General features: G+C 40.9%; 23 protein-coding genes and 1 pseudogene. 4 read left to right on the top strand and 20 right to left on the bottom strand.

The genetic code is table 11. The features are described from left to right. Positions 1-158: 158 nt before the first annotated feature. The 4 genes from LMU01S_RS06650 to LMU01S_RS06640 form a co-directional block, all read right to left on the bottom strand. On the bottom strand, positions 159-464 hold the full coding sequence (locus LMU01S_RS06650; RefSeq protein WP_056958996.1) for a bacteriocin immunity family protein: 306 nt from the start codon (positions 462-464) through the stop codon (positions 159-161). 13 nt (positions 465-477) lie between these two features. Continuing rightward, on the bottom strand, positions 478-660 hold the full coding sequence (locus tag LMU01S_RS10300) for a garvicin Q family class II bacteriocin (protein WP_082613059.1): 183 nt from the start codon (positions 658-660) through the stop codon (positions 478-480). A gap of 509 nt (positions 661-1,169) precedes the next feature. Continuing rightward, positions 1,170-2,648 (bottom strand): 6-phospho-beta-glucosidase, encoded by a 1,479-nt coding sequence (locus LMU01S_RS06645; RefSeq protein WP_056958997.1) that lies wholly within the window; start codon positions 2,646-2,648, stop codon positions 1,170-1,172. Positions 2,649-2,660: 12 nt separating this feature from the next. Next, positions 2,661-4,547 carry a beta-glucoside-specific PTS transporter subunit IIABC gene (locus LMU01S_RS06640; RefSeq protein WP_056958998.1) on the bottom strand — a complete coding sequence of 629 codons (1,887 nt, stop codon included), beginning with the start codon at positions 4,545-4,547 and terminating at the stop codon, positions 2,661-2,663. A gap of 123 nt (positions 4,548-4,670) precedes the next feature. On the opposite strand from LMU01S_RS06640, the gene LMU01S_RS06635 reads away from it, so the two are divergent. Next, entirely contained in the window at positions 4,671-5,366 is a 696-nt protein-coding gene (locus LMU01S_RS06635) for a GntR family transcriptional regulator (protein WP_082613060.1), read from the top strand. 115 nt (positions 5,367-5,481) lie between these two features. Here LMU01S_RS06635 and LMU01S_RS06630 read toward each other — a convergent pair whose 3' ends face one another. The 5 genes from LMU01S_RS06630 to LMU01S_RS06610 all read right to left on the bottom strand — a co-directional run bounded on the left by LMU01S_RS06630 (position 5,482) and on the right by LMU01S_RS06610 (position 10,026). Continuing rightward, a complete protein-coding gene (locus tag LMU01S_RS06630; protein ID WP_056958999.1) occupies positions 5,482-6,144 on the bottom strand; it encodes a LytTR family DNA-binding domain-containing protein in 663 nt (220 codons plus the stop codon). Positions 6,145-6,373: 229 nt separating this feature from the next. Then, on the bottom strand, positions 6,374-7,144 hold the full coding sequence (locus tag LMU01S_RS06625; RefSeq protein ID WP_056959000.1) for an ABC transporter permease: 771 nt from the start codon (positions 7,142-7,144) through the stop codon (positions 6,374-6,376). Continuing rightward, positions 7,141-7,920, bottom strand: coding sequence for an ABC transporter permease (locus tag LMU01S_RS06620; protein WP_056959001.1), 780 nt, complete (start codon positions 7,918-7,920; stop codon positions 7,141-7,143). The genes LMU01S_RS06625 and LMU01S_RS06620 overlap by 4 nt, the downstream gene beginning before the upstream one ends. Further along, complete coding sequence (locus tag LMU01S_RS06615; protein WP_056959002.1) at positions 7,917-8,843, bottom strand: ABC transporter ATP-binding protein; 927 nt, start codon at positions 8,841-8,843, stop codon at positions 7,917-7,919. The genes LMU01S_RS06620 and LMU01S_RS06615 overlap by 4 nt, the downstream gene beginning before the upstream one ends. A 91-nt stretch (positions 8,844-8,934) precedes the next feature. After that, positions 8,935-10,026, bottom strand: coding sequence for a DHHA1 domain-containing protein (locus LMU01S_RS06610; RefSeq protein ID WP_056959003.1), 1,092 nt, complete (start codon positions 10,024-10,026; stop codon positions 8,935-8,937). 128 nt (positions 10,027-10,154) lie between these two features. Here LMU01S_RS06610 and LMU01S_RS06605 point away from each other — a divergent pair, with 128 nt between their 5' ends. Both LMU01S_RS06605 and LMU01S_RS06600 read left to right on the top strand, forming a co-directional pair. Next, complete coding sequence (locus tag LMU01S_RS06605; protein WP_056959004.1) at positions 10,155-10,823, top strand: histidine phosphatase family protein; 669 nt, start codon at positions 10,155-10,157, stop codon at positions 10,821-10,823. 101 nt (positions 10,824-10,924) lie between these two features. Continuing rightward, positions 10,925-11,179: a hypothetical protein gene (locus LMU01S_RS06600; protein WP_056959005.1), complete on the top strand. Its 255-nt coding sequence runs from the start codon at positions 10,925-10,927 to the stop codon at positions 11,177-11,179. 59 nt (positions 11,180-11,238) lie between these two features. Here LMU01S_RS06600 and LMU01S_RS06595 read toward each other — a convergent pair whose 3' ends face one another. From LMU01S_RS06595 to LMU01S_RS06550, 11 genes are all read right to left on the bottom strand, one after another. Next, positions 11,239-12,474 (bottom strand): S8 family peptidase, encoded by a 1,236-nt coding sequence (locus tag LMU01S_RS06595; protein WP_056959006.1) that lies wholly within the window; start codon positions 12,472-12,474, stop codon positions 11,239-11,241. 125 nt (positions 12,475-12,599) lie between these two features. Next, positions 12,600-13,880: an NCS2 family permease gene (locus tag LMU01S_RS06590; protein WP_056959007.1), complete on the bottom strand. Its 1,281-nt coding sequence runs from the start codon at positions 13,878-13,880 to the stop codon at positions 12,600-12,602. Between the two features lie 230 nt (positions 13,881-14,110). Next, a complete protein-coding gene (locus LMU01S_RS10565) occupies positions 14,111-14,278 on the bottom strand; it encodes a hypothetical protein (protein ID WP_004049746.1) in 168 nt (55 codons plus the stop codon). 4 nt (positions 14,279-14,282) lie between these two features. After that, a complete protein-coding gene (gene gtfB / locus LMU01S_RS06585) occupies positions 14,283-15,599 on the bottom strand; it encodes an accessory Sec system glycosylation chaperone GtfB (RefSeq protein ID WP_056959008.1) in 1,317 nt (438 codons plus the stop codon). Further along, the gene (gene gtfA, locus LMU01S_RS06580) at positions 15,592-17,109 is read right to left on the bottom strand and encodes an accessory Sec system glycosyltransferase GtfA (protein WP_056959009.1); all 1,518 of its coding nucleotides are present in this window, start codon (positions 17,107-17,109) and stop codon (positions 15,592-15,594) included. The genes gtfB and gtfA overlap by 8 nt, the downstream gene beginning before the upstream one ends. Before the next feature lie 18 nt (positions 17,110-17,127). Further along, positions 17,128-19,482 carry an accessory Sec system translocase SecA2 gene (gene secA2 / locus LMU01S_RS06575; protein WP_056959010.1) on the bottom strand — a complete coding sequence of 785 codons (2,355 nt, stop codon included), beginning with the start codon at positions 19,480-19,482 and terminating at the stop codon, positions 17,128-17,130. Continuing rightward, entirely contained in the window at positions 19,483-20,376 is an 894-nt protein-coding gene (gene asp3 / locus LMU01S_RS06570; protein ID WP_056959011.1) for an accessory Sec system protein Asp3, read from the bottom strand. Then, a complete protein-coding gene (gene asp2, locus LMU01S_RS06565; protein ID WP_056959012.1) occupies positions 20,357-21,886 on the bottom strand; it encodes an accessory Sec system protein Asp2 in 1,530 nt (509 codons plus the stop codon). Before asp2 ends, asp3 begins: the two co-directional genes overlap by 20 nt. A gap of 11 nt (positions 21,887-21,897) precedes the next feature. Next, on the bottom strand, positions 21,898-23,424 hold the full coding sequence (asp1, locus tag LMU01S_RS06560; protein WP_056959013.1) for an accessory Sec system protein Asp1: 1,527 nt from the start codon (positions 23,422-23,424) through the stop codon (positions 21,898-21,900). Positions 23,425-23,444: 20 nt separating this feature from the next. Continuing rightward, positions 23,445-24,674 (bottom strand): accessory Sec system protein translocase subunit SecY2, encoded by a 1,230-nt coding sequence (gene secY2 / locus LMU01S_RS06555; protein ID WP_056959014.1) that lies wholly within the window; start codon positions 24,672-24,674, stop codon positions 23,445-23,447. A gap of 266 nt (positions 24,675-24,940) precedes the next feature. Continuing rightward, on the bottom strand, positions 24,941-25,150 hold the full coding sequence (locus LMU01S_RS06550; protein WP_156470392.1) for an LPXTG cell wall anchor domain-containing protein: 210 nt from the start codon (positions 25,148-25,150) through the stop codon (positions 24,941-24,943). A 247-nt stretch (positions 25,151-25,397) separates the two neighbouring features. Here LMU01S_RS06550 and LMU01S_RS06545 point away from each other — a divergent pair. Beyond that, positions 25,398-26,114, top strand: a pseudogene (locus LMU01S_RS06545) (hypothetical protein); the annotation flags it as partial.

Below are 26,114 nucleotides of genomic sequence, written 5' to 3'. Positions count from 1 at the left end.
AATTCCGAACGTTGGAATTTTGGAGATGTCTTTTTTCATCTTGAAAATACTAGTTTTTAAGACTTTGTTGTGGAAAGTAATAACGAATAATAATTTTTTAGCGGCAATTTTTTATTAATATATACAATGCGAAAAACTACTTATGTCACATCCTCTTTTTAGAAGATAATACCATATGAAGCTAAACCTCGTGCCCAATTAAGTTTTAATTGACCGTAGCTTGAAATTTTTTTGTAAAAATTACTTACATCTGGGGTCAAGACTTTATTTTCAGATATATTTTTAATAGCCAAATCTCTTAAATCATAAGATAATGCCATTAATGCTTCGCTAAAATCTACCTTCTCACCAATTTTATTTTTAAAATTTATAAAAACCTTACGCTCAGCATCAGTAATTTTTTCATCTACAATGAAGTTGTATACTTCATTCATAATTTTTTCTTCTGTTATATCTTCCTTCACTTTATATCACCCACTATTTAGGACGGTTAAAATATCCTCCACCAAGAGAACTTACCCAGCCATTAGACATAACACTCAGAGTCGCTTCCAAATTTTCCTTAGTAACAATGTGATCCCATTGACCGTTCTTGTAACGACATGAATAACTATTAGCTGCATAATAAACAGGTTTGCAATATCCCTTACCTTTTAACACATCTCATTTTTAAGGATCAAAAAACAATTATCCTTTTATGAAGATATTCTACCATGGTTTCGATCTAATCAAAATACAATTTTTTATTTAGTTTTATATCAGTATTTGTAGAATGTTCCTTTTTAGTTTCAACGTTTATCTTCTTTCAACTTTTTCTGTTACGACCTTCTTAGTATTCGTCTTTTTAAGCTAGTGACGATGAATACCATATCCCCCTAATATTAGAGCTATAATGACGTATTATCGTTCAGTGTTCGTTTTCTTCTAGCCAATATTCCCCGTTCTTTTCTCAGGACTTGCTCGATCTTAGTTTTAATTCTATAACTAACTTATTGCGCAGTAATAGTGTCTAGATCTCGTTTTTTAGCTCTTGTTTCTCTATAAAAGTCTCTGTATGGATATCAGGTGGTTTCTGATACTTTTTTATAGTATACAAAAACAGCCGTAAATGAACAATTTTTAAAGTCCATTTACGACCGTTTTTTAGAGACTTATGTCACAGCCTCAATTTAATCGTTGACCACATGCTCGCAGTTCTTATCTTTATGCACAAGACATTTTGGCTTGATCCCATTGTCTTTGATCACCTGTTGATACCAAGCAAAGGAATCCTTCTTATAACGTTTCATCGTCCCCTTGCCTTCATTATCACGATCAACATAGATCATCCCATAGCGTTTCTTCATCTCACCAGTCGTAAATGAGACTAGATCGATAATGCCCCATGGAGTATATCCCATGAGTTCAACTCCATCATAGTCGACCGCTTTTTGCATCTCTTTGATATGTGCAGTCAAGTAATCAATCCGCGCTTGATCATGGATCGTACCATTGGCTTCAAGTTGATCGACCGCACCAAAGCCATTTTCTACGATGAATAATGGTTTTTGATAACGTTCATAGAGATTATTCAGTGTGTAACGCAATCCAACTGGATCGATCGCCCAACCCCAATCTGAGGATTTGATATATGGATTTTCAACTGCATTTTCCATCCCACCGTTAGTCGTTGTTTCTAAATTATCATTTTTAGCACCAGCTTTAACAGTTGTGGACATATAGTAGCTAAACCCGATATAATCGACCGTTCCTTGCTTTAAGAGCGCCAATTCTTCTGGCGTGATGTCTAAATTATAGCCTTGGCGTTCCCACTCTTTTTTAGCGTAATTTGGATAGTGCCCACGCACCTGAACATCAGGGAAAAAGTAGCGTTCATGCATCGCTTCTTGAGCGGCCTGCATATCCATTGGATCACATGAGTAAGGGTAGATCGGAACGTGTGAGACCATACAACCGATCTTAAATTCAGGGTCGATCCGCTTGCCAACGATCACAGCCTTAGCACTTGCAACTAACTCATTATGGGCTGTTTGGAACAACACTTCACGCGCCGATTCATCAGGGGCTAAAGTCACGCCTGAGTTAGTCCACAAAAAGAGTGGGTTGTTGGTATCCATTTGATTGTTGATCTCGTTAAAAGTCATCCAGTATTTGACCTTGCCTTTATAGCGTTTAAAGACAGTTTCAGCGAATTTGACGAAATACTCGATCACCTTTTTATTGCGAAAACCACCGTATTCTTTTGCTAGATAAAGTGGCATTTCAAAGTGTGATAGGGTGATCACTGGTTCAATACCATATTTTAACAATTCATCAAACATATCATCGTAAAATTTGAGACCTGCTTCATTTGGCTCTTCTTCGATCCCTTTTGGATAGATCCGTGTCCAAGCGATCGAGGTCCTAAAACACTTCAAGCCCATTTGTGCAAAAAGTGCGATATCTTCTTTGTAGTGATGATAAAAATCGATCGCTTCGTGGTTAGGATAAAATTCATTTGGCTCGATCTTATCGGTCAATCTACGTGGCACACCATTAGCTCCAGCTGTCAAAACATCGATCACGCTTGGGCCCTTGCCATCTGCATTCCAGCCACCTTCAAATTGATGAGCAGCTACTGCGCCACCCCATAAGAAATCTTTTTGCATATTTTTCCTCCATTAGTTGATCTGTAAGATCGGTTCATTAGTATTGATATTTTTTAGTTCATTTTCTGGTGTTATCATTGCATATGCTGCACTATTCGTCACGATGATCGGCGTGATCGGCGACAAGCCTGCTTGTTTGATCGCAGCTAGATCAAATTCCAATAAGACATCGCCTGCCTTAAATCTATCACCTTCAGCCACCTTATAGTTGAAAGGTGCGCCGTTTAATTGGACGGTATCTAGACCGACATGGATCAACAACTCGATCCCATTATCTGCAGTAAGCCCGATCGCATGTTTTGAGCCAGTCACCATAGCAACTTTACCGTCAAACGGAGCATAGACCTTATTATCTGTTGGCATGATCGCAACCCCTTGCCCCATCATACCACTTGAAAAGACTTCATCAGGTACTTGGCTCAAAGGCATCACTTCACCTTGTAATGGAGAAGAGATCGCAACATTTTTGAGCACTTCAACTGGGGTTCCGGGTGCATCTTCAACTTGGGCTTTTATTTTTTCATCTTTAGCTGGGGTTTCACCAAAACCAAAGATCAAGGTCAATGCGATCGCAGTTACGATCGCTACTCCTAAGCCGATCACAAGACCGATAAATGACATTGGCATCTTAGGATCGATCGCATTCACACTCGTCAAAATACTTGGTAAGCCGGCATAAGCAAAATAATATGGTTTAAAGAAACTTGCCACGACAGCACCGATCCCACCAGCTACACAGCCATAGATGAAAGGTCGTTTAAAACGTAGCGTAACACCGTAGATCGCTGGTTCTGTGATCCCAAAAAGGCCAGTGATCACAGCCGAAAGTGAAACATTTTTGAGTTCTTTACTGTTGGCTTTCAAAAAGACGCCTAATGTAGCAGCGACTTGCGCTGTTACAGCGATCGTTTGGAAAGCTTGGAAGCTATCACGACCATACATATCAAAGTTGGCCATAATAACTGGTGTGATCCCCCAGTGGACCCCAAAGATAACAAAGATCTGCCAAAAACCACCAATGATCAAAGCAGCTAACGGTGGTGCAACTTGGACCAACCAATTGTAACCATTAGCGATCCCAGCAGCCACAACAGATGAAGCTGGGCCTAAAACTAATAAGGTCAACGGTACCATCAAAACTAAACAGATCAACGGCGTAAAGAGTTGCTTGACCACACCTGGCAAACGTTTTTCTACAAAGCGTTCAACGTATGACAAGATCCAAACCAAGATAAGTGGCGGTAAGACCGAGGATGTATAAGTCGTTTGGGATAAGGGTAAGCCAAACAGATCGATCGCTTTACCGCTAGCTACTTGTTGCGTCAACTCAGCTAAAGTCGGTGAGACTAACGCTGCACAACATGCAATTGCAATATAGGTGTTGGTCTTAAAATGTTTCGACGCTGTAATCGCTATCAAAATTGGCAAAAACGTAAATGGTGCCCATGAGATCATATCAAAGATCCTATACGTGCCTGTGGCTTCAAAAGTTGGGAAAGCTAATTTACTTAAGATCAAGATCCCTTGTAATAGACCAGCCGCTGCTAAAATATAGATAAAAGGAGCAAAGACGGCTGACATCGTTGCGATCACACGACTCATGATGCTCTTTTTTTCAGCTTCTAAATCATTGCTCTCACTAAGATCAACTAAATTCTTAAATTCATTGTAAACATCAACAACGTGCGGACCGATCACGATCTGGAATTGTCCGCCATTTTCAACGACCGTAATGACACCCGGTAAAGCGCTGATCTTTTCTTTAGCATCAGCTGGTGTTTCTTTTAACACCAAACGTAAGCGCGTTGCACAGTGTCCTGCACTTACGATATTGTCAGCGCCAATGATATCAACGATCGTTTGCGCTAATTTTTTGTAATCTCTAACTTTTTCAGCCATCTTGCCACTCCCTTTGTAAACGTTTTGATTTATTGTATATTTATATAATAATTGTGCATTCACAATTTGTCAAGAAAAGGTTTTCAATTTTGTGATATAATTTTTTATAGTGAGGTGAAGGAATTGCTTAAATATCTTGAAATTGCTGATAAAATGGAAGCTTGGATCATTGAAAAAGATCTCTCTCAAGGCGAAAAACTCCCCAAATTAGCTGAACTAATGGAACTTTATGGCGTCAGCAAAAGTACGATCGTTAAAGCTTTAGAACGGCTAGAAAATCGTGGACTGATCTATCAAGTGCAAGGTAGTGGCGTCTTTGTCCGCCGACCAAAACGGGCTGATTACGTCAATTTGATCGATAATAACGGCTTTACTGCTGATCTGCCCACGCATAAAATGGCTTCAAAAGTCTTAACGTTACGTAAGATCAAACCACCCAAAAAAGTTCAAGCTGTCTTTGGCCCTGAGCAGACCGAGGTCTATGAAATACGGCGCCTACGCTATATCGATGCTGATGTTTTGTGTCTAGAAGAATCTTATTTTAGAACAGATATCATCATGTATCTCAATGAACAGATCGCGCAAGGTTCGATCTTCAATTATGTACGTGAATTAGGTATCGCGATCGGTTTTTCAGACAAGTACCTAACTGTCAAAAAACTCGATCAAAAAACGGCTGACCTCCTAGGTGTCAAAGCAGGTGATCCTGCACTTACCATCAACGAGATCTATTATCTGACTTCAGGTGAGCCGTTCGATTATTCAACAACGACCTACCATTACGAAAATTCCAAGTTCTTTATCCAAAGTAACGCGTAAAAGCTGGCTAAGGGCTAGCTTTTTTATTTTGGCTAGATCTTGCCCACACTAATAGCCACTGGTAGCTCAAGTTAAACCTACCAGTGGCTATTACTATGTGATAAAGACCTGATAATTACGCAAAACGTTCGGCTAAAGTCTTGAATTTTTGACGTGAGATCGGACATTTCAGACCGTTAACAAAAGTCGCAGTAGCGTTTAACTTATCTAACATATAAACATTTCCCGGGTTAAGGAGATAACTCTGATGACTGCGCCAGAGACGAGGATTTTCTTTTTCTAAAATACGCAAATTCTTAGGAACTTGGAGCGGTCGTTTATCCATGAGCCACAAAACAGCAGCATGTGTATTAGAGCAATGCGATTCCACATAACAGATCTGTTCAAGCTCGACTTTGATGACTTTTCCCCTGCTTTTAAAGCAAAGTTCCGTAGCTTTCTCAAGCTCTTGCAATGCAGCCATCAATTCTTGATACCATGTTTTAGCATAACAAAAAATAACTGCAGTTACCTGTAATTGATAGCGATACATCCAAAAGCAAAGCTCTTTTTGATCAACTAAGAAAATAAATTTTTGACTTGGATCCAACTGCTGGCGTAACTTACAGGTTGCCAAAGTCTGTTGGCACAACTTCTGGGTCAAAACTACGATCCAGACTTGCGCTGACGTCTTCTCTAAAGCCTGAAGTTCATCACAACAAGGGACTTTCGCCAGGTAATCTTTTAACTTGGTATTTGAATCTAAAGATGCTGTCGGTACAAAATACATAACCTCCATTTTTCATTCCCCCTTTAGCGTAATTTTAACGCAAAACTATCCCCGTGGGTAAAATATTTTGAATGTAGCACTGTTACTTGAACAACACCTATTTTCTCCATTACACCCCCTAATTTATAAGGAAACTAAAAAGGTATCTTCAAATTCCAAATGTTGGAATTCTGAAGATACCTTTATTTTTTAAAGCCTTGCAGTGGAAAGCAACAACTGACCAACGAATAATGAACCCTTAATTTGCAGAATAGTAATTCTTCATCCCTTGATCCCACTCATAACGTGATAAGTAATATAGCGCTACACAGGCGATCGAGAAATACACAAGTTCTTTAACACTACCATCCCCTTTTATAATTTCGACCGGCATATTAGTGACTGTTAATACAGGAACTACAAATGTAAAAACTAACTGAATAATAGTCGGAAAAAACACTTTTGGTCTACTGAGCATACTCGTTAAGTCTTCTATCACACCACCTAATGAACTTGCTTTAGCCAGCCAAAAACTAAAACATATGCATATCCTATTCAATAAAAAGATCATCATTACACCCATGATCAGAGCCCATATGATCATAAAAACTTTTATGATCCCTAAAGTATAATTCTGGAGCAAATAAATAAATACCGCTGTTGTAACAACTAACTCTATCAAGCTAGGCATATCAAAACCGACTAACATCACCGACCAGTACGGATCTAATGGCTTGAGCAATAAACTATCCAAGCCCCCATCAACAATTAGCTCGCTTAGTTCTTCATGACCCAAAATAAATATAAAGTTGTAGGCCGACACCATAACTGATACCCCCGTCACTAATACTAAATAATCAGTACGATCCCAACCATTTACCGACGTATTGCTCGAAAAATATACATATCCTGTTACATACTCTATTGCATAGAAAATAATTGCTAACAAAAAAGTTAACCAGCCTGTTGCTCGATAGATCATAAACTGTTTAAGACTTTTATCCCAAGCACAGCTTAACACACGCATCATATACTCTCGACCCCTTCATATAGACGTAATCCATGCTTTAAAATAAGCCTATATATCACTAAAAATATGAATGTCCATCCAAGCGTAACAATTAAGTATTGCATCAATTCATATCCAGACAGACCAACAGTTAAAAAGCGCGCTGGTATGTCAGTAACTAGAGAAAAAGGATTATATTGAATTACTATAAAAAACTTGTTAGGTAAATGTGACAACGGAAAGTAACGTCCCCCAAATAATAAGTAGCACGCTGTCACAAATGAACGCAGTGGCCATAATTCGATCAACCAAAACGCCAGCATTCCTAAGATCATCATCAAAGAAAAAAACATTACGCCTGCAAAAGCCAGATATATTACTAAGAGAAGTAACATTAATACTGAAATTCCCGATAAAGCCCCAAAATATACTACTAAGCATAAATTTATCACTATCCCTAGAAACTGATCGCCTATAAAATATGCCAGATGCTCACCGTATAAAGAAATAGGCCGTTCAAGAAGCGTTGAGAGGCGCCCCGATTTTATTTGCGTCGCTAATCTAAAGGCTGGGGCAACACTGAAGCTCAGCGCTAAAAAATTGGCTAGAAAAAGGTAGGCATTTAATTTTTCCAGACTATAGTTTGGAACTACCAAAGCTTTCTGGCTATATAGCGCCTGCCAAACAAAAATACTAACTCCTACCTGCAAAATAGTCAGCCCATACTCTAGTACGATATTAGTCCGATAGATCAATTTTGCTTTTAAACTAGCTAAAAAAACATACAAGTATTTCATATACTATCCCCTTTAATAAATTGCAGGATCAATTCTTCTAGTTCCATACCTCTTTGACTGACACGTAAAATTCTTTCTGCGGGTATTTTAGCCAGAATTTCATTTAGTTTATCTGGGGCACACGTTAGTTTTTTCTCCACTGATTTTGAATTTAAGAAATCAATATCAAATAAAATTTCGGTGGTTAGTTCTTTTGGTAACTGCTCTAACTTGTCATTAAAAATGATTTTTCCCTTGTTTAAGATAATTACTTTATCTGCTAATTGCTCAATATCTTTGATGTAATGCGACGTGGTTATGATCGTTGTCTTGTGATATTGATTTTCAAGACGCAAGATCTTATAAATAGTCTTTTGTGTTACAAAATCTAGTCCTAAGGTGGGCTCATCTAAAAACAAATACTTCGGTCGATGTAGCAAAGCCGCGATCAACTCACACTTCACTCGTTGACCTAGTGATAATTTACGTACCGGAATGTATAACAGTTCAGTTACTTCCAATTGTTCGCTCAACCAAGTCAAACGAGCACTATACATTTGCTTTGGTAGTTCGTAAATGGCAGCCAACATATCATAGGTATCGATCGCTGGTAGATCCCAAATCAATTGCGATCTTTGTCCCAACAAAACACCAATATTTTTTAGGAACACTTTTTCCCTTTGATAGGGCAACATTTGATCGATCTTTATCTCCCCCTGCCTTAAAGGCAATATTCCGGTCAATAATTTGATCAATGTTGTTTTTCCAGCTCCATTTCTGCCGATCAAACCTATCATTTCCCCTTCATTGATCGTTAATGAAATGTCAGATAGTGCCTCGACCTGAATGACCGAGCGCTTGAAAAAATCATGCATGACCCCTTTTAAGCCCTGTGATCGCTTAAAAGTTGTATACTGTAGTGTCGCGTTTTTGACCTCGATCATTTTTTCATCCCCTTTTTGCCCTAAGCTTAAGGCAACAAAAAAAGCTCTGCAAGTGCCATACAGGATTTAGCACTTACAGAGCAGGATTTAGTTAATCAGCATTTCCAAATAAGGCGGCGAGCTTGGCTGCCATTTCTGGATCGAGTTGGTCAGCTAATGAAGCTTTCTCACTATTATTTTGTTTAGCAACATCAGCATTTAGCGTGGAGCGTTGACGCATCGACTCGATCACTGCTTGTTCAGCAACTTTAAGTGGTTCAACTTCTAATTTTCCACCAGCGGAATCTGCATGACCCCCGCCACCAAAATATTCAGCGGCAAATTTAGCCACATCTAGCCGTCCATTAGAGCGTAAAGAAACGCTGTGCCCATCGATCACTAAGGCAGCATCGACATCGTAACGTTTCAACAATGCATGTGCAATCTCAGACTTATAATCACTAGCATAGACAACACCAAAGCTATGCCCATCCAATTCACAGGTCTCAACATTTTTAAGGTGCTTTTCCAAATAACGGGTGCGTCTGCCAGCTAAGGTGTGGATCAACAGTTCGTTTGCTTGACGATACTCTTCCCAGCCTGTAGCAAAAACACTTTCGACAAAATTGCGCGATTTGCTCAACGGATAGAACCAAAATAGTTGATTCAATTCATCCGCTGCTTGTCTTTCTTCGACCGACATCAACGGATCATTTTGCCAATCCCAAGTATCATACGCCCGGACCAACTCTACCAATTCCGCCACTTGCGCCCGTTTCTTTTCGGGGATCTTCATAAAATCAGGCTTTTGGCTCAACCAATCATAGACTAAGCTGACCGCACTTGGATTTTTCCCCTCATCTAGTGGTTTGATGCAGTTTAGCGCATAGTTGTTCCGTAATTCTTCTTCGCTTTCATGGTGGTCAAAGATCAACCAATGATTAGCAAAACGTTGCTCGAGCTGTTGGAACGAATAATCGCTATCCGGTGTCATATCCATAATGTAGACATCAGTAAAGCGAGAAATGTCGGGTTGGCGGAACCAATAGGATAATTCGCGATCAAGATTACCTGCCGAACAAGTCGTTAGGTCAAATTCAACGTCCTTAAAAAGGTAGGGCGCTAGCGTCGTGATCAAGACGGGAGCTCCAAATCCGTCTAAGTCGTTATGCGAAAAAAGCTTGATATGTCGTGTCTTTTTCAAATGTAATTTCCTTTCTAAGATTACGCTCATTTTTTATTCTAGCCTAATTATACCCGTAACAACGCTTTAAAAGCTAGTCTGTGCATGTTATTATTTAAAGTATCGAAAAAACAGTGAGGAATATTACAATGACATTTACACTTTATATGGTGCGCCATGGGCAAACGATCTTGAATAGTTATAACCGGCTCCAAGGCTGGTGTGATTCACCTTTAACGCAAAAAGGGATCAACGATGCCAAAAGTGCGGGAAAGCATCTAGCCGACATCAAGTTCGACAAAGCTTATCATTCTGATACGACACGTGCCATGCGTACCTGCCATTTTATCTTAGAAAATAACCACCATTCCCAAGATATCGTGCCTAGTGAACTCAAGAACTTCCGTGAACAAAGCTTTGGCTATTTCGAAGGTAACGACGCGGCCCAAACTTGGCTCATGGTCGGTGCATTACACGGTTGTCGCACGTACAACGATATTTTAGAAAAATATGACTTGGGAAAAACGCGGGATCTGTTGCATGAGACCGATCCATTTAAGGATGCTGAAAATGACGAGCAATATTGGGCACGGCTCAATGCTGGTTTTGAACACCTACGTAAAAATACCGCTGATGGTCAAAAAGTGCTCTTAGTCAGCCACAGTATCACGATCAGAAGTATCGTTGATCACTTTGCCCCTGATCTAGGCGCTGACAAATTAGGCCCGAAAAACGGTGCTGTCACAAAATTGACTGTAACTGACGATGATGTCAAAGTTCAATACTATAACCACTATCTAGATAGTGAAACTTATTAGAAAAAAGGCCGAATTTTTCGGTCTTTTTTGTTGCATTTATTTTGATGTAAGCGTATTCTTCTAGGTGTAAATAAAAATTACAGTAAAGGTGATGATCTATTATGAGTACAAAAGAAAATATCGTCGCAACTTTAGAAAAATTAGTTACCGAACTCAAACAGACCCAACCAGACACCAAATTTACCGAATATATCGAAGAGACTGTTACAGCCTTCAAGAACAGTTCTGATGTGGACTTCAAAGCTGAATTACATAAATTCACTAATATGGCACCAGTCATCAAACGTACCACACCAAAATTAAACCAAAAAGCTAATGAACTGTTCGATAAACTGCAAACCTTAGCTCAAAAATAAGGCGGTCAGCACCGACTAAATAACGCGGGATCTATCATAATGGATCCCGCGTTATTTAGCTAAAAGTGCGTACTTCCCGCATAGCCTAACATCACAAACATGCTCAGCCAAAGCGAAAAGACCAGCAAAAAGATATTGTAACTTAAATTGAATAGGCGATTTAAGCTAAAAGGTTTGGTCATATCTAAACGCCAGCTAAAATACAACTGAAAGAGCGTAAAGATCACTAGTAAACCTAAGATCCAATACTTCATCGTCTGAGCATTAGCCTGGATCGGTACCAATAAATACGCTAAGATCAAGAGCAACAAAGTATTGATGCTCACCCCTAGTAAATACTTGTTCTTACGCCGCTTGATGGCTAACATCACTGCTAGAACAGCTGTTACCAAGATCAAAATAACCAGGGAAATACCTAGATACATATCACTTTTGCTAAAAGTTTTAGCGATCACATGACTTATATTATGGTGTTTTTCGATCACCTGCGGGCTAAAATACGTTGCAAGTTGCTGTTTGACTTGTGCCGGCGCTAATTTTTGCGCCAGCAGACTGGCAGCCGTCCCACTGACAAATGCCGTACTATACGCATTGCCAGTCACTGTCTGAATGCGCCCATCTCGCCCCAACGCCAGCTGTTTTGCTGGAGCATAGTATGTACGTCCACTTTCAAGCAACTCTAAATACTCATTAAACGCTCCGACCGTGGCTACTCCTTTTATCTGCCCCAAGCGCTGGTCTACGGTAAAAAACAAGCCGCCTTGAGCGAGATACTCATTTATCAGCGCTTTTATCTGTGGGGTCACTTTATTGACTTCAAGCCCAAGTGCCAAAACTTCAACGCGATCACTTAAAGCTTGTTGTAAAGCAGCTTGTAGCGAGCGACTGGTGGCATTCACTTTATATGAATAGAGTTTAACATTGGGCGCTAAGCCGATCATTTTGTGGTGGTTATCTTTAGCTCCAATAATACTTGCGATCCTAGTCCCCTGACCTGTCTGATCAAACGGTTCATTTTGTCCCGAAAGATCATAAGCAGCTGCGATATTTAATTCAGAGCCTACTTTAGGTGAAATCCCTGAGTCGATAATACCGACCCTAACATTTTTTTGATGCGCCTTAGTTGGATCGATCTTTGGGTAGTACAAAGAAACAGCATAGCCTGCCTGTTCATGCTTTATAGCAAACTCGCCCGTCTGTCCGATCGGTTTACTCACTAAGCCATCACGATAATAAAAACAAATAACTAACGCCAAAAGCAGCATTACACAACTGAGCTTTTGGAAAAATTTCACCTAACTCACCACCCTTAATGTAGACCGTTTTCATTCCTAAGTATAGCAAGTTTTCACATTCAAAAACAATACTTTTTTAATAAAAAAAGGTTTTAGACAGAATGCTCTGTCCAAAACCTAATTTACTATAGTAAGACTGCTTCACAGATCAATTGTAAAATAAATAAGAGACTCAACAAACATAATAATGGATTTAATTTATCCGTTTTATGTGCCGCAAATTTTACCAATGGATAAGCTGCAAAACCAAAGGCTAAGCCAACTGAGATCGAGCCGGTCAGTGGGATCAAAACGATGATCAAAAAAGCGGGGAACCATTCTGAAAAATCATCGAAATCTAAGGCTTTCAGCTGTTGCATCATGATCGCTCCTGTAATGATGATCACTGGTGCGATCGCTGCTTGCGGAACATAACTGAGCAATGGGATAAAGAATAATGACAAAATAAACATGGCCCCACTGACTAGCGCCATCAAGCCTGTTTTGCCCCCAGATTCGATCCCAGCTGCACTTTCAGCAGCGGCAACTGTCGGACTGGTGCCTAAGAAGCCTGAACAAAAGGTTGCTACTGAGCTAGCTTCAAAAGTCTTTTTAAATTTCTTCGTATCTGGTAATAATCCTTCTAAGATCCCCATTGATTCAAAGATCAAGATCATCGACATCGAAAAGACCGCCAATAAGAATTTCAAAGAAAATAAGCTACTAAAATCACCTTGAAATAAGATCGTACTGTATTTCCCTAGATCAGCTAAACTGACTTTTGGCGGATCTTGAAGTCCAACATTAAAGAGCACTCCTAAAGCACTCGTTACAACGATCCCGATCATAAAACTTCCCTTAGTTCTCTTTAGATACAAAACTAAGGTCAAGGCTAAGCCAAATAAGGCTAAAAGCGCTTCTGGATCAGTTAGGTGTCCAACAGCCAAGAGCGCGCGGGAACCGCCTTGTTGGATCAATTTGGCTTTTTCTAAGCCTAAAGTGACTAAAAACAGCCCGATCCCCGCTGTGATCCCGATCTTTAACTCTTGCGGGATCGCTTCAGATAATTTCTCGCTTGCCTTGCTGAAGGCTACCACCATGTACAAGACACTACTGATGATCGAGATCGCGATCGCTTGTTGCCAATTTAAGTGCATTCCGACCACTAAAGTATAGGTAAAGAAGGCATTGACCCCCATTCCAGGTGTGATAATGATCGGAGCATTTGCCCAAAGTCCCATGATCAAACAGCCTAACGCCGAAGAAAAGATCGTCGCAAACACACTCAAAGTCGCTGGGATATGGGCATCAGCCAAGATCAACGGATTTACAATGATGATATATGAGATCGCAAAAAAGCCAGTTAGCCCAGAAATGAGCTCCGTCTTTTTTGCTTGCTTCGTCAAATTTTTAAGATCAGCTAACACTTTCGCCCCTCGTTTCTATTATTTTTTAACACATTATTCAATTCTAGCAAAAATTTTAGCCAACTACCAAAACTGATTTTTTCGATATACTTCATATTAAAAAAAGTAATATCATCCATTCTGACAAATTCTAATCGTTTTATCACAAAAAGCCATCTACATTACGCACCAATAACGAGGGACCTAGCAGAGTGAGCCCCTCGTTATTTAGCTTATACTGTACTTTCTTTTCACCAAAAATATCGTAAGATCGAAAATAACATTATCCCAGCCAAGACCAAGGTCATCATTAAAACGATCACTTTTCGTCGCCAATTAGACTTTTTTTCGACCGGAATGTCTTTTCTGACCTGCTCCATTCGTTTGGCGATCTCTTCTCTTAACGGATCTTCACTCATCAGCTTATCCCCCTAACACAGTTTGATACATTGCCACCGACCCCATCTCAGCTTGCTTTTTTTGCGCGTTTAAGAGTGTAGCTAAATAGGCTCGGTCACTTGCTGCTCGTTTTAGCTTTTGAACCATCTGCTCAACTTGCTCTGGTGCATAAATATTTTCAGGTGCAATAAAATGTCGATCATGGACTGTATTTTCAAAGCTGACCGTCAACATATCATTTTCAAAGGCTTGACGCACCGCTTGCATGAGCTCTTGGTGATGATTGATGTCCAAGTAAAAATCTGCTTGTTGCCAAAGCTTCGCCAATTCTTTAGGCGCAATATTGGGATACAACGAAATGTTTGCTTGATGTCCCAGATCCATCAATTTTTGCGACATCTCTGTGATCGCTGCGATATGAAATTCAAATTCTGGTAATTGAGCGGACAACGTGTTGATCTGCTCGAGTTGGTCACTGTTTGTCAGGATAAAGATCTGCTTTCGTTGCCCATTTTCACGTTTCTTTTCATAAATAAAGCCCAAATTTTCAAAGTATGGTGAGTTATTCGACAGTTGCATTGCCGTTTGATAGGCCTTAGCATCTTGGACGACGATCTTTTTGAGACGTGGAACGCTACCGTTTAAGATCATTTCCATATTTCCAGGAATATTCCCCTGGAAATCTTCCTGCCAAAACAAGACATCATTTCCCGTTTGTGGTAATTTAAGTAGCACAAAGAGTGGATAAGAGAGCGAATTGATGAAGATCTGCTCAATACTAAATTTACGCTTAGCCAAATAATACAGCGTAAATTCGGTCAGATTTTTAAACGTCAAGATCTGCTCACCTTGGTTTAAGATCAGATCATCAGTCACAAAGTTTTGGACCAATACTTCATGTTGTTTAGCGTCAAAATAAGTCTTAACGATCGGCTTTTGTGCCTCATCACATACACTTTGAGCAAAACGATGCCCATATTGATCATAGTGATCGATCAGGCGCGTCCTTCCTGCTGGATCGAGCCATTTGACCTCTTTTACCCAACGTTTTTCTTTAGGTGCTGCATAAACGATCGTGGCTTTTGTTTGACCATAAAAGCCAATACTTGCTTGGCGATTATCGCCTATGATCTCCCAAAAACGTGGGACTTTTATCTCATTGAAATAACGTGGACGTCCGCTTTTTTCTTGCTTAGCAAAATAAGCAAACGGTGATTCACATTCAGGTGGTAACCAACCATCATCTTCCAAAAAAACAGTTGGGCGTTCAAAGCCTGCTTGCTTCAAAGAATACAGGAGGTCACGTGTTTTTTGATCATTTCGTTCAAATAAATTAAGCATTGGTCATTCCTCCTAAAAGTTGGTGCCATTTTTGTTCCACTTCACTGGTCAAATATTCTTGTGCGAGCGCATATGATGCTTGATGGGATTTGGCTAGGTCAACTTTAGTAAATAGCTCTACGATAGCTTTGGCTAACCGGTCGATGGTCTGTTTTTGATCTTTTTTCCCGGTATATTCCAATAAATAACCGTTTTGTCCCGGCTCGATGAAGGTTTGATTTCCATAGCGCACGTCCAAGCCGATCATCGCTAGCCCCGAACCGACCGCTTCCATCAAAGTCAAACCAAAACCTTCACTGGTCGAGGCAGTAACATAGGCTTCGTATTGGGTATAGATCTGTTCTAAGTCATGGTGCCCTTTGAGCTTGATATAATCACTTGCTTGATGTTTAGCGATCAACTCTTCTAATAGTTGACGTTGGCCGCCTTCACCGTAAATATCAAACGTCAACTCAGGTAAGTATTGTTTAGCCATGACGACTGCTTCAATAAGCCAGTCGATATGTTTTTCTGAGGCTAAGCGCGATGCCGTGATCAACGAATATGGTCGGCGTGAGGTCACAGGCTGGTGTAATTGAGCTAAGCTACCCACTGGGATCGCAACTACTTTAGGACTTTTCCCTTGATATTTAGCAAAATGTCGTTCTAGCAGTTCTTTTTGTTTAGCCGTTGCTGTGATGAAAAAATCGATCTCATCAGCATTATCGAATTGGTACTCATAGTAATTGTTCCACAAAATATAATTATCATCAGTCACATTATCGCTAAAATGCTCAGCATGGACTACAACGCCTAATTTAGCTGGTTCATGGGCTACAAAAGCGGCTTGCCCCAATTCCGTTGCCCGGTCAATGATCAATATATCTTGAGCTGTTAAATGCAGTTGCTTGATAAAATATTCGATAAATTCATTTTTGGAATACAAAACTTGGTCTTTAAAACGATAAAGCGTCTGCGTTGGCCCAACGACTTGTTCATAAGCTGTCGAACCATCTTCGTTATAAAAGCGGCGCAAGTAGACTGTCGCTTTATTTTCAAACGGTGCGTAATACTCCGTCAATAAGCGCGTATAGGTATAATAATCTTTGCGGATCAAATAATTTTTTGAAACATGCTCTACTCGATCCACGATATCAGACGTGCCTTTTTTCAAATAGACCGTCGCATATTGGTCCTCTTTAGGAAAGCGCAAACGCACGATCCGCTCATTGACTGTTTCAAATTCACCTTCACGCTCAGTATAACGGAGGCTAGCCTGTAACTGTTCTAGCGTATAACTGGAAGGAGCGATCTTAATGTCTGTAAAATACTGATACAACCAGATGATCTGCTCATCTTTAAAACCAATATTTGAAGTTAAGGTTTGGAGATTTTCACTCAAGATAAGGTCGGTAAAGACAAATTTAGCATCGACCCCTAAATCAGCAAAAACTTTGGCGCGATATGCTTGGGCGTACTCGACCCCACTGCTCGCCCAACCGATACCTTGGTTAAAACTATAGACCGTCATCGTATTCTCACCTTTCTATTATGCAAAATAAACATCTAAACTACCGTCTTTTTTAACAGTGATCGTACTCAAAAGTAGATTCTGGAGCGCTAACCGCCGTAAATTAGCCTGCATCGCTTGATAAGCTCTTTTAGCTTCAAAATGATACTCATAAACTGGGTTACGTTGGGCAGAGGTCCGCGCTGTGATCAAATTCTTTAGCTGTTCCAATGTGTCGACTTCTTCGATCCAACTAGTATCGATTGCTTTTAACAAGCATAACCGATAAAAATTGCGCAATTGGACTGGATCTTTTAAAATATCTGCTTTACGCTTCAACTCGGTCTGAGCTAATTGTAAGATCATTTCTTTTACCTGGGCATTATCGATCTTTTCTGGTAAAAAATGCGCCTCATAGCTGATATTATCAAAAATATAGCGCTCGATCTGAGCCTTAGTCGTTTGACCTTGTTGTAAAAACTCATCTACATCCTTTTTGATCAAAGCTAAAACATCATACTCAAAATCATCTGCTTGAAAAATAAATTCATTGCGTTGGTGGTAGACCTTCTCGCGTTGTGTCTTGACACTTTCATCGAAAGCTAACGTCAATTGGCGCTGTTTACGCGCACTATTATCACTAGCAACTTGAGCGCTTGCAACGATCCTTTGATATTTCGAGCGTAAAGGCCTATCAGTAGGCTGATCTTTATGTTTACGCCAGTATTTTTCGATCCGCTTAGCGCTATTTTTTTGGACGACTTCATCTTCAAGCGACACAAAAAACTTGCTGTAACCTGGATCTCCTTGCCGGCCAGCTCGCCCCCGCAATTGTAGTTCCATCCGAACATTTTGCATCTTTTCAGTTCCGATCACTGCTAGGCCACCGAGTTCTTTGACACCTGGGCCTAACTTGATATCGGTCCCACGTCCCGCCATCAAAGTTGCGACCGTCACGCTTCCCTTTTGACCAGCTTCTTTGATGATCTGTGCTTCTTTAGCGTCATTATAGGCATTTAATACACTATGTGGGATCATTTCGGCTAACAATAGTTCTGAATAGATCTCAGATAACTCGACTGAACCAGTGGCGATCAAAATGGGCTGACCTTTAGCATGTAACTTTTTCACGACTTTCATTGAAGCCCGCAATTTTTCCGGTAAAGTCAGATAGACTTCATCTGGTTCATCGATGCGTTGCACGGGGTTGTTGGTCGGGACCGGCAAAACCTTCATCTGATAAACTTCGATCAGCTCATCTTCAGCGGTTTTTGCTGTTCCTGACATTCCCGCCGTCTTTTGGAAAAGCTTGAACAGATTTTGGTAGGTGATCGATGCCATTGCGCGCATATTATGCGTGATCTCAACATGTTCTTTGGCCTCTAAAGCTTGATGTTGGCCCCCCTGAAGCTTTGTCATCTCCAAGATCCGCCCATCTTTATCATCCAATAAGACCACTTCTCCGTCACGAACAACATAATCTTTGCCATTTTCAAACAGCAAATGAGCCCGTAATGCTAAGTTGATGTGCTTAACTAATTCGGTATGGCTCCCATCATATAACTTGGGCACCGAAAAATATTGCTCTGCCTCAGCGATCCCTGTTGGTGTCAACCAAACAGCCTCTCTTTTTTCATCCAATTTGTACGCTTGATCTTCTTCTAGCGTCAAAATAAAATTGTCCACTAAACCATAGAGATTTGACTGCACCCGGGGCGCTCCAGAAATGATCAAGGGAGTTTGCGCTGAATCAAGTAAGATCGCATCGGCTTCATCGATGATCACATAATCGAATTCAGGCATAAACTTTTTGTCCACCGTTTCCGCTAGATTGTCGATCAAATAGTCAAAACCTAGCGTAGCGTTAGTCGTATAGACAATATCTTGTTGGTAAAGATAGCGTTTATCGTATGGTTTAAGTTCCTCTTGTTCTTCACCTGCACGACAGCCTAAACTCAGTCCCATAAACTCATATAATGGCCCCATCTCATTTGCATCCCGTTGAGCTAGGTACTCATTAGGTGTGACTAAGATCGTACTTTTGCCTGACAATGCATTCAGATATAGCGGCATTACCGCCGTCAATGTCTTGCCTTCGCCTGTCTTCATCTCAGCAATATTGCCCCCATGCATGATGATGCCACCTAGGACTTGAACATCATAGGGAAACATACCTAAGACCCGTTTGGCAGCCTCTCTGATCGCCGCAAATGCTTCAGGCAATAGCTCATCCAATGTCTCTTTTTGCGCCAAGCGCTCTTTGAATTCAACCGTTTTATGTTGTAACTCTCCATCAGTCAAGGCCGCCATTTGTGGAGCCAGGCGATTTATCTGCTTTAACTTTCGGTTTAAAATATGATAATCTCTGCGATCAACGATTTTTGTTAATTCCATTTATCTGACCCTCAAATCATCTTGTACCACGTTATTTTCATAAAGCTTTTCTGCAAAATCATCCTCTATTTTCATGTTCCGATGATAAATTGTTGCCTTTTCAAAAGTCGCTTGTAAGTCTGAAAGATTTACTGGAAGGTGAGCTAATTGCTTTTCTGTCGGCAATTGTGGAGTTATCAACAATTTTTGCTGATACTTATTGTTGTAATAGGCTGCGACAGCATTTGAAAGTGCACCATTACCGATAAAGACCAACTGCTCAGCTTTATCAACAAATTTTGCGATTTTTTCACCCACACTTGGTTCAAAATACGCCTGCGGTCTATACGCACTAAAAATGACCGTATCAGTTTTAGGTTTTGTTGTGATCAGTGCCCGCAGATCTGGTTCGTTAAAAACGATCGCTAGCTTTGATTCCAATGAACTTCCCGTTTGAACACAATAGCCTGACTGCAGATCTAGTTTAGCCTGGGCCAAGATCAAATATTTGAAATTTACTTTCTTTACTCCTGCATTGATCAATTCTAAGCGGTACTCGTAAGCATCTTTAGGATATTCAAATTCACCCTGCAAGTCTTTGATAAAGGTCGTCTGCACCACCTCACCAAAGCGACTATAAAAACTCACTTTGAGGTAAAGCGTTTGGCGTGGCTCAACGGTTGCCACCAATTTTAGCTGATAGGTCTGCCCCCGAGCCAAAAGAGGCAACTTCGCTAGATTGCGGTTAGTTTGATAATTTTGTTGTGAATACCAAGTAACTAGCGCTTTTCCTGGACTCATCAATTCATTTTCAAACGCGACTTCTCCTTTTGAAAGTTTGATCTGCGAACCATTCAAATACGTTTTATCTTCACGTGGATCCCAAGTGATGATATTAGCGCTGATCTGTTTCATCCTGCCCCTTCCTTTCAAATTCTTGTAAAAGTAATTCATACTGTTTCAAAAACCATGCTATGACTTTATTAGAAGCATCATTATGACGGCCGGTATAACCGTGACCGATGACTTTTACTTGATCAGCTTGCAGATTTTCCACTAGATCGTGAAAAGCCGTGCCATCATAGTCATCTTCGCGCATATAGGCCGCTAAAACTTGCCCTGCCGTTAATTGAGAATTTTTCAAAGCCTGTAACATTCGCTGATCAAACTCAGTAGCTGCTTTTGCTGAATTTTTTCCTTGTTGGAGCAACAAAAGATCAAGCGCCGTATCAAACTCATTTGCTCGGTGCAAAGTGTTGTTCAAAGCGATCGTCCCTAAATTTATCAAGGGTTTACCCACGATCACTGCTCGAGCACCGATTTTAGAACCGTAATAGATCGCACCTGTCGTTCCCATTGAGATTCCTGACAAGACCAATTCTTTATTGGTAAAACCAAGTTTAGCCAAGCTTTCTTCGATCACACCTTTGATCTTGGCCTCATATTCTGCTGAACCTAGGTAAAAACTTCCACCTTCTAAGCGCGGATCAGCAAATAAAATGAACGGATGCCCCAAGCGTTTCATCATAAAATATCCTTCAAAACCAGTTCGTGGTTGCCACCCAGCGAAATAGACCGTGAGTGGAGGCTTTAAGTTTCCCGGATCAAAGTAATAGAAAAATTCTTGGCGCTTATGATCGGTAAAACGTTTCCCCCCCATGATCAAAGTACCATATTGATGCCGTGTCAAACGATTGTTGATATTACCTAATACCAAAGTTCCTTGCCCTTTAGCCCATATACTGACCGTTGCCGTAGCATTGCCATCTAGACCCTCTAAGATCAGCGGTTCAGCTAGCTGAGCTTTAGAAAATTCCAATGTCTTTTGGATCTCGATATCCCCAACATAGGCTAAGCGCACAACAAATTTAAGTTCAATAGCTGCACTTTTTTCAAAAACTGGCCATAGTTCGATGCTGTTTTTTTCCGAAATATAAAATCCACGTTTAAAGGTCGCGATCGGTTTGAATTCAGTTCCAAAATCCCCCGTCAATTCCAACTGGTGGCGCCCACGATACTTGATATCTCCTTGAAAAGAGCGCGCAACTTCGACACTTTCGATCGCTGCATTATCCCCGTATTGACTGAGGAAAAAATCACGTTCGATATCTTTTACAAAGTGGGGTAGTTGCTCTTGGGTGACTTGCCAAGCACTGTAGCGCGCAACTAGTTCTGGTAGCTGTACGCCAGCTAAAATAACGACTCGATAAGCTTGGAGAAATTTCTGGAGCATTTTTAAACTTTCTGCTGGGACTGTACTTGTGAAAATGACAGCTGCAAAGTTAAAACGAGCTGGCTTTTTTGGCAAATTATAGGGTACCAAAAATTCTGCGATCTGTTCGACTTCCCAAAACTCCCACTTGGTGCTTTGCTCTAGTTTAACCTCTGAGCGTAGATCTGTTTGGCCAATTTGAAGAATCTTCATCTGTTCATCACCTACTCACTTTGTTCCAACCATGTCTGCCAACGTTTGGCTAAGTTCCCACCGGTCAGTTCTGAGATCTTCGCCACAGCATACATCATCGCCTCATTCCAGTATTTTAATTCTTGCGTATAATATTTGATCGCTTTCGTTAAATTATTTATATTACCTTGTAAGACTAACCCGTTCTTTTCATGCTCAACAAGTTGTTCGGCATGCAAAACGATCTGCGGTACTCCCGCACTGATCGCTGCGATCTGAGCATAAAGATCTGGGGGAGTTCCTAGATCGATCAAAACCCGCGCGCGGTCCAAAGCTCGAACGATCTCATTTTCCGTGTCTAGATAAAATAAATGAACTTCACCCGCATATTTTTTTTCTTCCAATTGGTTTTCAGCTTCTTTTTCATCATCTGGCAAAGTCACTTTAAAATCTGGCGCTTTCGTTAAGATCTGAGCCCGCAAATTATGCAAATTAACATCATCTCTTCTGAAAACTCCAAGTTCTAGCCCCAATTTAGGCTGTTGGCGCATCAACTCTAAGATCTGACTTAAAGCTTGATCCAGCGCTGACGCAGCGATCTCATCCACTAAAAAGAGTAGCCAATCTTTGGCTAGCCGTTGACTGTGCCCTAAACGCAACCGCGTATCAAATGGAGTGACCACCTTGATCTTTTCAGCCGAATAAAGTGGGGCGATCAGATCTGCTGTCGCCTGGGTATCTGCAACAGCTAGGTATGCTTTAGCGACCGGTTCTGCTTGAAGTGGAGCCAATTCTTTATTACGTCCAGTGAAATAAGACATGATTATCTTAGGACCATTGATCTGTTCTAATGCTAATTTAGTCCGTTGACCTCCCGCCGCCAACACAAAAGCATCCTCATTTGTGACTTGTTGCAAGAATTGGTTGAACTTTTCCGTCACCAGTGCTTGGATATTTTCATATTCTGAATACTTGAAATTTTTCAAGAAAGCTGGCGCGATTTGAACTTTCCCACTTTGTAGATCTTCTATGAAACGCACTTCACCTGCAAGATTTAAATATTCTTGTCGCAAAGGTGTCCCTTCAGCCGTCGTATAGAGAATACTTGATAGAAAGCCACGGTCATCAAAAACATACTGCTTAGTTGGGCGTGTTACTGTCAAGATCTCTCCTAAAGTTCCAATATCGACTTTGGCGTAAAGTTGCTCTTTGTGATAGACCATGATCCGAAATGGAGTATAGACAAACTCAGCATCGGTAGGAAACTTCAGATCATTTACCATGATCCGCCGTGTCCCCTGCAAGCTGATCCCCTGTAATTCATCAAAGATACTAAGATATGCGGTCTCATCCAATTCTTGGCGCTGTAAAAACGAGCGCAGATTTGGCATGTACCCGATGATCAATAATTTAACAGCTGTTCCAGCTTGTTCAAACATCTTGATCTGATTGATCGAGTCATCAAATTCGATTTTTTTACTATCGCGGTACCATGGTTTAGCCACGTTGTAAAATGAACGTTCATTATTTTTAAACCACGCCGGAATAAAGTAATACATCAGGTTTCCACCTCATTTCACTAAAATAGTTCATCGTAATTGTGCAAGATCTTGATCGCCCGTACTTGAAACATTACTGTCACTGCCAAACCGACCAACATGATACTCATCCCCGGTAGCATAACGACAGCTGCATATTTAGGCCAAATAACCCCTAAATATAGTGGTAGACCAGCTACCGTAACCGTGAAAGTCGCTCCGATAAAGGCAGTTGCTCGCTGCTTTGAACGCAAATATTTAGCTGTCGGTCGGCCTGGATCTATCCCAGTGAAATAATCACCACTTTTACGCAAATTATCCGCCATTTCCGTCATATCTAACATTGCATACGCAAACAACATCGTTAAACTAAACAACACGATATTGTAGACCGTAACGCCAAAAAACTCCGTACTACTGCTATTACTTACCATCCACAACAAGATCTTATTTCCAGGGAAATATTCGACTAATAGTTGAAAAAGCGCTTGGGGCAACATCAACATCGTTAACCCAAACATAAACGCCATGCTGCCTCCAGCATTTAACTTCAAAGGGATATACGAAGTTTTTAGCAGTTGTTGGTTCAACATGATACGATTGATCTCTAAGCGATACTCCGATAATTCAAAGATAAACGCTAGGGCGATCACCCCTAAAGTAGCCACTATCAGTATCATGCTCGCTCCAAGTGCCCACCAAACTGGATACGTCAAAATATTTCTGATGATCATTCCAAATTGACTCCCCAATGAACCAACTATTCCATATAAGATCAGCAAACTTGGACCACCTAAGCCCCAAACACTATTGATGTTAGCTAACCAGATCAAGAAAAAGGAACCCGCAACTAATAGGAGCGTCAATTCAAGGAGTTGTCCTTGAGAAAAATCAATAAAGCGACCTTTCATCAATAATACTGTCCCGACCCCTTCGATCAAGGCGACCACCAAAATAAAGAGATTTCGTCTTAGATCTACTTGTTTTTGTGGCAATTGATCCAGACCAAAGATCTTTGTCATTGTCAATAATTGCCAAAAGATCATTCCCGCCATCCAAGGAGCTAACCCAAGAGAAAATAGTGTTGGCGCTGTAAAATTGCCCCCAGTCGCTACACTTGTCAGCTGCCAAAAACTATTTTGTTGCAATTGCTGCACCGTTTCAGTCGGATCAGTATACGGTAGTGGGATATTTTTCCCAAAACCATAGATGACCAATAAGAATAAACTGAACAGTATCCGTTTACGCAAAGGACTTTTTTCTTTTTTCATCGATCTTGCTATATCATGTGAGCAAATTGACATTTGTGAAAGAAATATAGATGCTCCTTTCTCTAAAAATTTTACTCGATCACCAGTCTCACATTGTTCTTTCTAACTGATGCACATATATCTTGTTCTCAACACTTTCATTATAACCTGTTTTGGTAAAAAACTTGTGTATAATCTATCAAAAATTTTAATCAATATGTAAAAGAGACTATGACCTAAGCCACAGTCTCTTTTTGGTAGTTTTACACTACCTATGTCGGATGATCTTACTTATTAGCTTTCTTTTTCTTCGTTGCTAATAGTAGTGAACTTGCCATCAAGCCAAGGCCTAACAAGAGACCACCTTGTTGCATGCCATCACCCATTTGTGGCAATTCCTTATTTGCAGTTGCCTTATTGTTCTTAGCTACTAGAGCAGCTACAGCATCATGTTTGCCACCATTGTTCATTTCGGCGTTACCGCTATTGTTTGTCATCACTAAGCTATTTGCAGTTGAACTGCTATTCATTGAAGTATTCGAAGTGTTTGAGCCTTGAGAGTTAGTTGAGGTGGAATGGGAAGAACTAATTGACTCACTTGCACTTACTGATGCACTTGCTGAGGAAGAAGCGGACTCACTTACGCTTACTGACGTAGAGGCTGATTCACTTGCGCTCACTGACGCGCTGGTTGATTCACTTGCGCTCAATGAGGCGGACATTGATTCACTTGCACTTACTGACGTGCTCAGTGACCCACTGATCGCTTCACTCATTGGAAATTCTGAAAGATCAAAACTTGTACCCAGACCTACTGCTTCACTTTTTGAATCTACTTCACTCACGGATGTGGTCGTCGATTCGCTTGCACTCAATGACGCGCTTGTTGACTCACTTACGCTTACTGACGCAGAGGCTGATTCACTCGCACTTAATGATGCACTGGTTGATTCGCTTGCGCTCAATGAGGCGGACATTGATTCACTTGCACTTACTGACGTGCTCAGTGACCCACTGATCGCTTCACTCATTGGAAATTCTGAAAGATCAAAACTTGTACCCAGACCTACTGCTTCACTTTTTGACCCTACTTCACTCACGGATGTGGTCGTCGATTCGCTTGCACTCACTGACGTGCTCGTTGATTCACTTGCGCTTACTGAGGCACTCGCGGACTCACTTGCACTTACTGAGGCAGATGCTGATTCGCTCGCACTCACTGACGCGCTTGCTGATTCGCTTGCACTTACTGAGGTAGGTGCCGATTCACTCGCACTCACTGACGCACTTGTCGATTCGCTTGCACTTGCTGATTCACTTGCGCTTACCGAAGCACTTGCTGATTCACTTGCGCTTACCGAAGCACTTGCTGATTCGCTTGCGCTCAATGACGCGCTGGTTGACTCGCTTGCACTTACTGAGGCAGATGCCAATTCACTTGCGCTCACTGATGCACTTGTC

The organism is Ligilactobacillus murinus DSM 20452 = NBRC 14221, assembly GCF_001591685.1.
In the GTDB taxonomy this organism is placed as follows: Bacteria; Bacillota; Bacilli; order Lactobacillales; family Lactobacillaceae; genus Ligilactobacillus; species Ligilactobacillus murinus.
This window is presented reverse-complemented; position numbering and strand designations above follow the sequence as displayed.

Bases quoted from the DNA above. Each gene is read 5' to 3' on its own strand.
- LMU01S_RS06645 (WP_056958997.1), bottom strand. From the start codon at position 2,648: ATGCAAAAAGATTTCTTATGGGGTGGCGCAGTAGCTGCTCATCAATTT.
- LMU01S_RS06640 (WP_056958998.1), bottom strand. From the start codon at position 4,547: ATGGCTGAAAAAGTTAGAGATTACAAAAAATTAGCGCAAACGATCGTT.
- LMU01S_RS06630 (WP_056958999.1), bottom strand. From the start codon at position 6,144: ATGGAGGTTATGTATTTTGTACCGACAGCATCTTTAGATTCAAATACC.
- LMU01S_RS06625 (WP_056959000.1), bottom strand. From the start codon at position 7,144: ATGATGCGTGTGTTAAGCTGTGCTTGGGATAAAAGTCTTAAACAGTTT.
- LMU01S_RS06620 (WP_056959001.1), bottom strand. From the start codon at position 7,920: ATGAAATACTTGTATGTTTTTTTAGCTAGTTTAAAAGCAAAATTGATC.
- LMU01S_RS06615 (WP_056959002.1), bottom strand. From the start codon at position 8,843: ATGATCGAGGTCAAAAACGCGACACTACAGTATACAACTTTTAAGCGA.
- LMU01S_RS06605 (WP_056959004.1), top strand. From the start codon at position 10,155: ATGACATTTACACTTTATATGGTGCGCCATGGGCAAACGATCTTGAAT.
- LMU01S_RS06600 (WP_056959005.1), top strand. From the start codon at position 10,925: ATGAGTACAAAAGAAAATATCGTCGCAACTTTAGAAAAATTAGTTACC.
- LMU01S_RS10565 (WP_004049746.1), bottom strand. From the start codon at position 14,278: ATGAGTGAAGATCCGTTAAGAGAAGAGATCGCCAAACGAATGGAGCAG.
- gtfB (WP_056959008.1), bottom strand. From the start codon at position 15,599: ATGCTTAATTTATTTGAACGAAATGATCAAAAAACACGTGACCTCCTG.
- gtfA (WP_056959009.1), bottom strand. From the start codon at position 17,109: ATGACGGTCTATAGTTTTAACCAAGGTATCGGTTGGGCGAGCAGTGGG.
- secA2 (WP_056959010.1), bottom strand. From the start codon at position 19,482: ATGGAATTAACAAAAATCGTTGATCGCAGAGATTATCATATTTTAAAC.
- asp3 (WP_056959011.1), bottom strand. From the start codon at position 20,376: ATGAAACAGATCAGCGCTAATATCATCACTTGGGATCCACGTGAAGAT.
- asp2 (WP_056959012.1), bottom strand. From the start codon at position 21,886: ATGAAGATTCTTCAAATTGGCCAAACAGATCTACGCTCAGAGGTTAAA.
- asp1 (WP_056959013.1), bottom strand. From the start codon at position 23,424: ATGTATTACTTTATTCCGGCGTGGTTTAAAAATAATGAACGTTCATTT.
- secY2 (WP_056959014.1), bottom strand. From the start codon at position 24,674: ATGAAAAAAGAAAAAAGTCCTTTGCGTAAACGGATACTGTTCAGTTTA.
- LMU01S_RS06550 (WP_156470392.1), bottom strand. From the start codon at position 25,150: ATGACAAACAATAGCGGTAACGCCGAAATGAACAATGGTGGCAAACAT.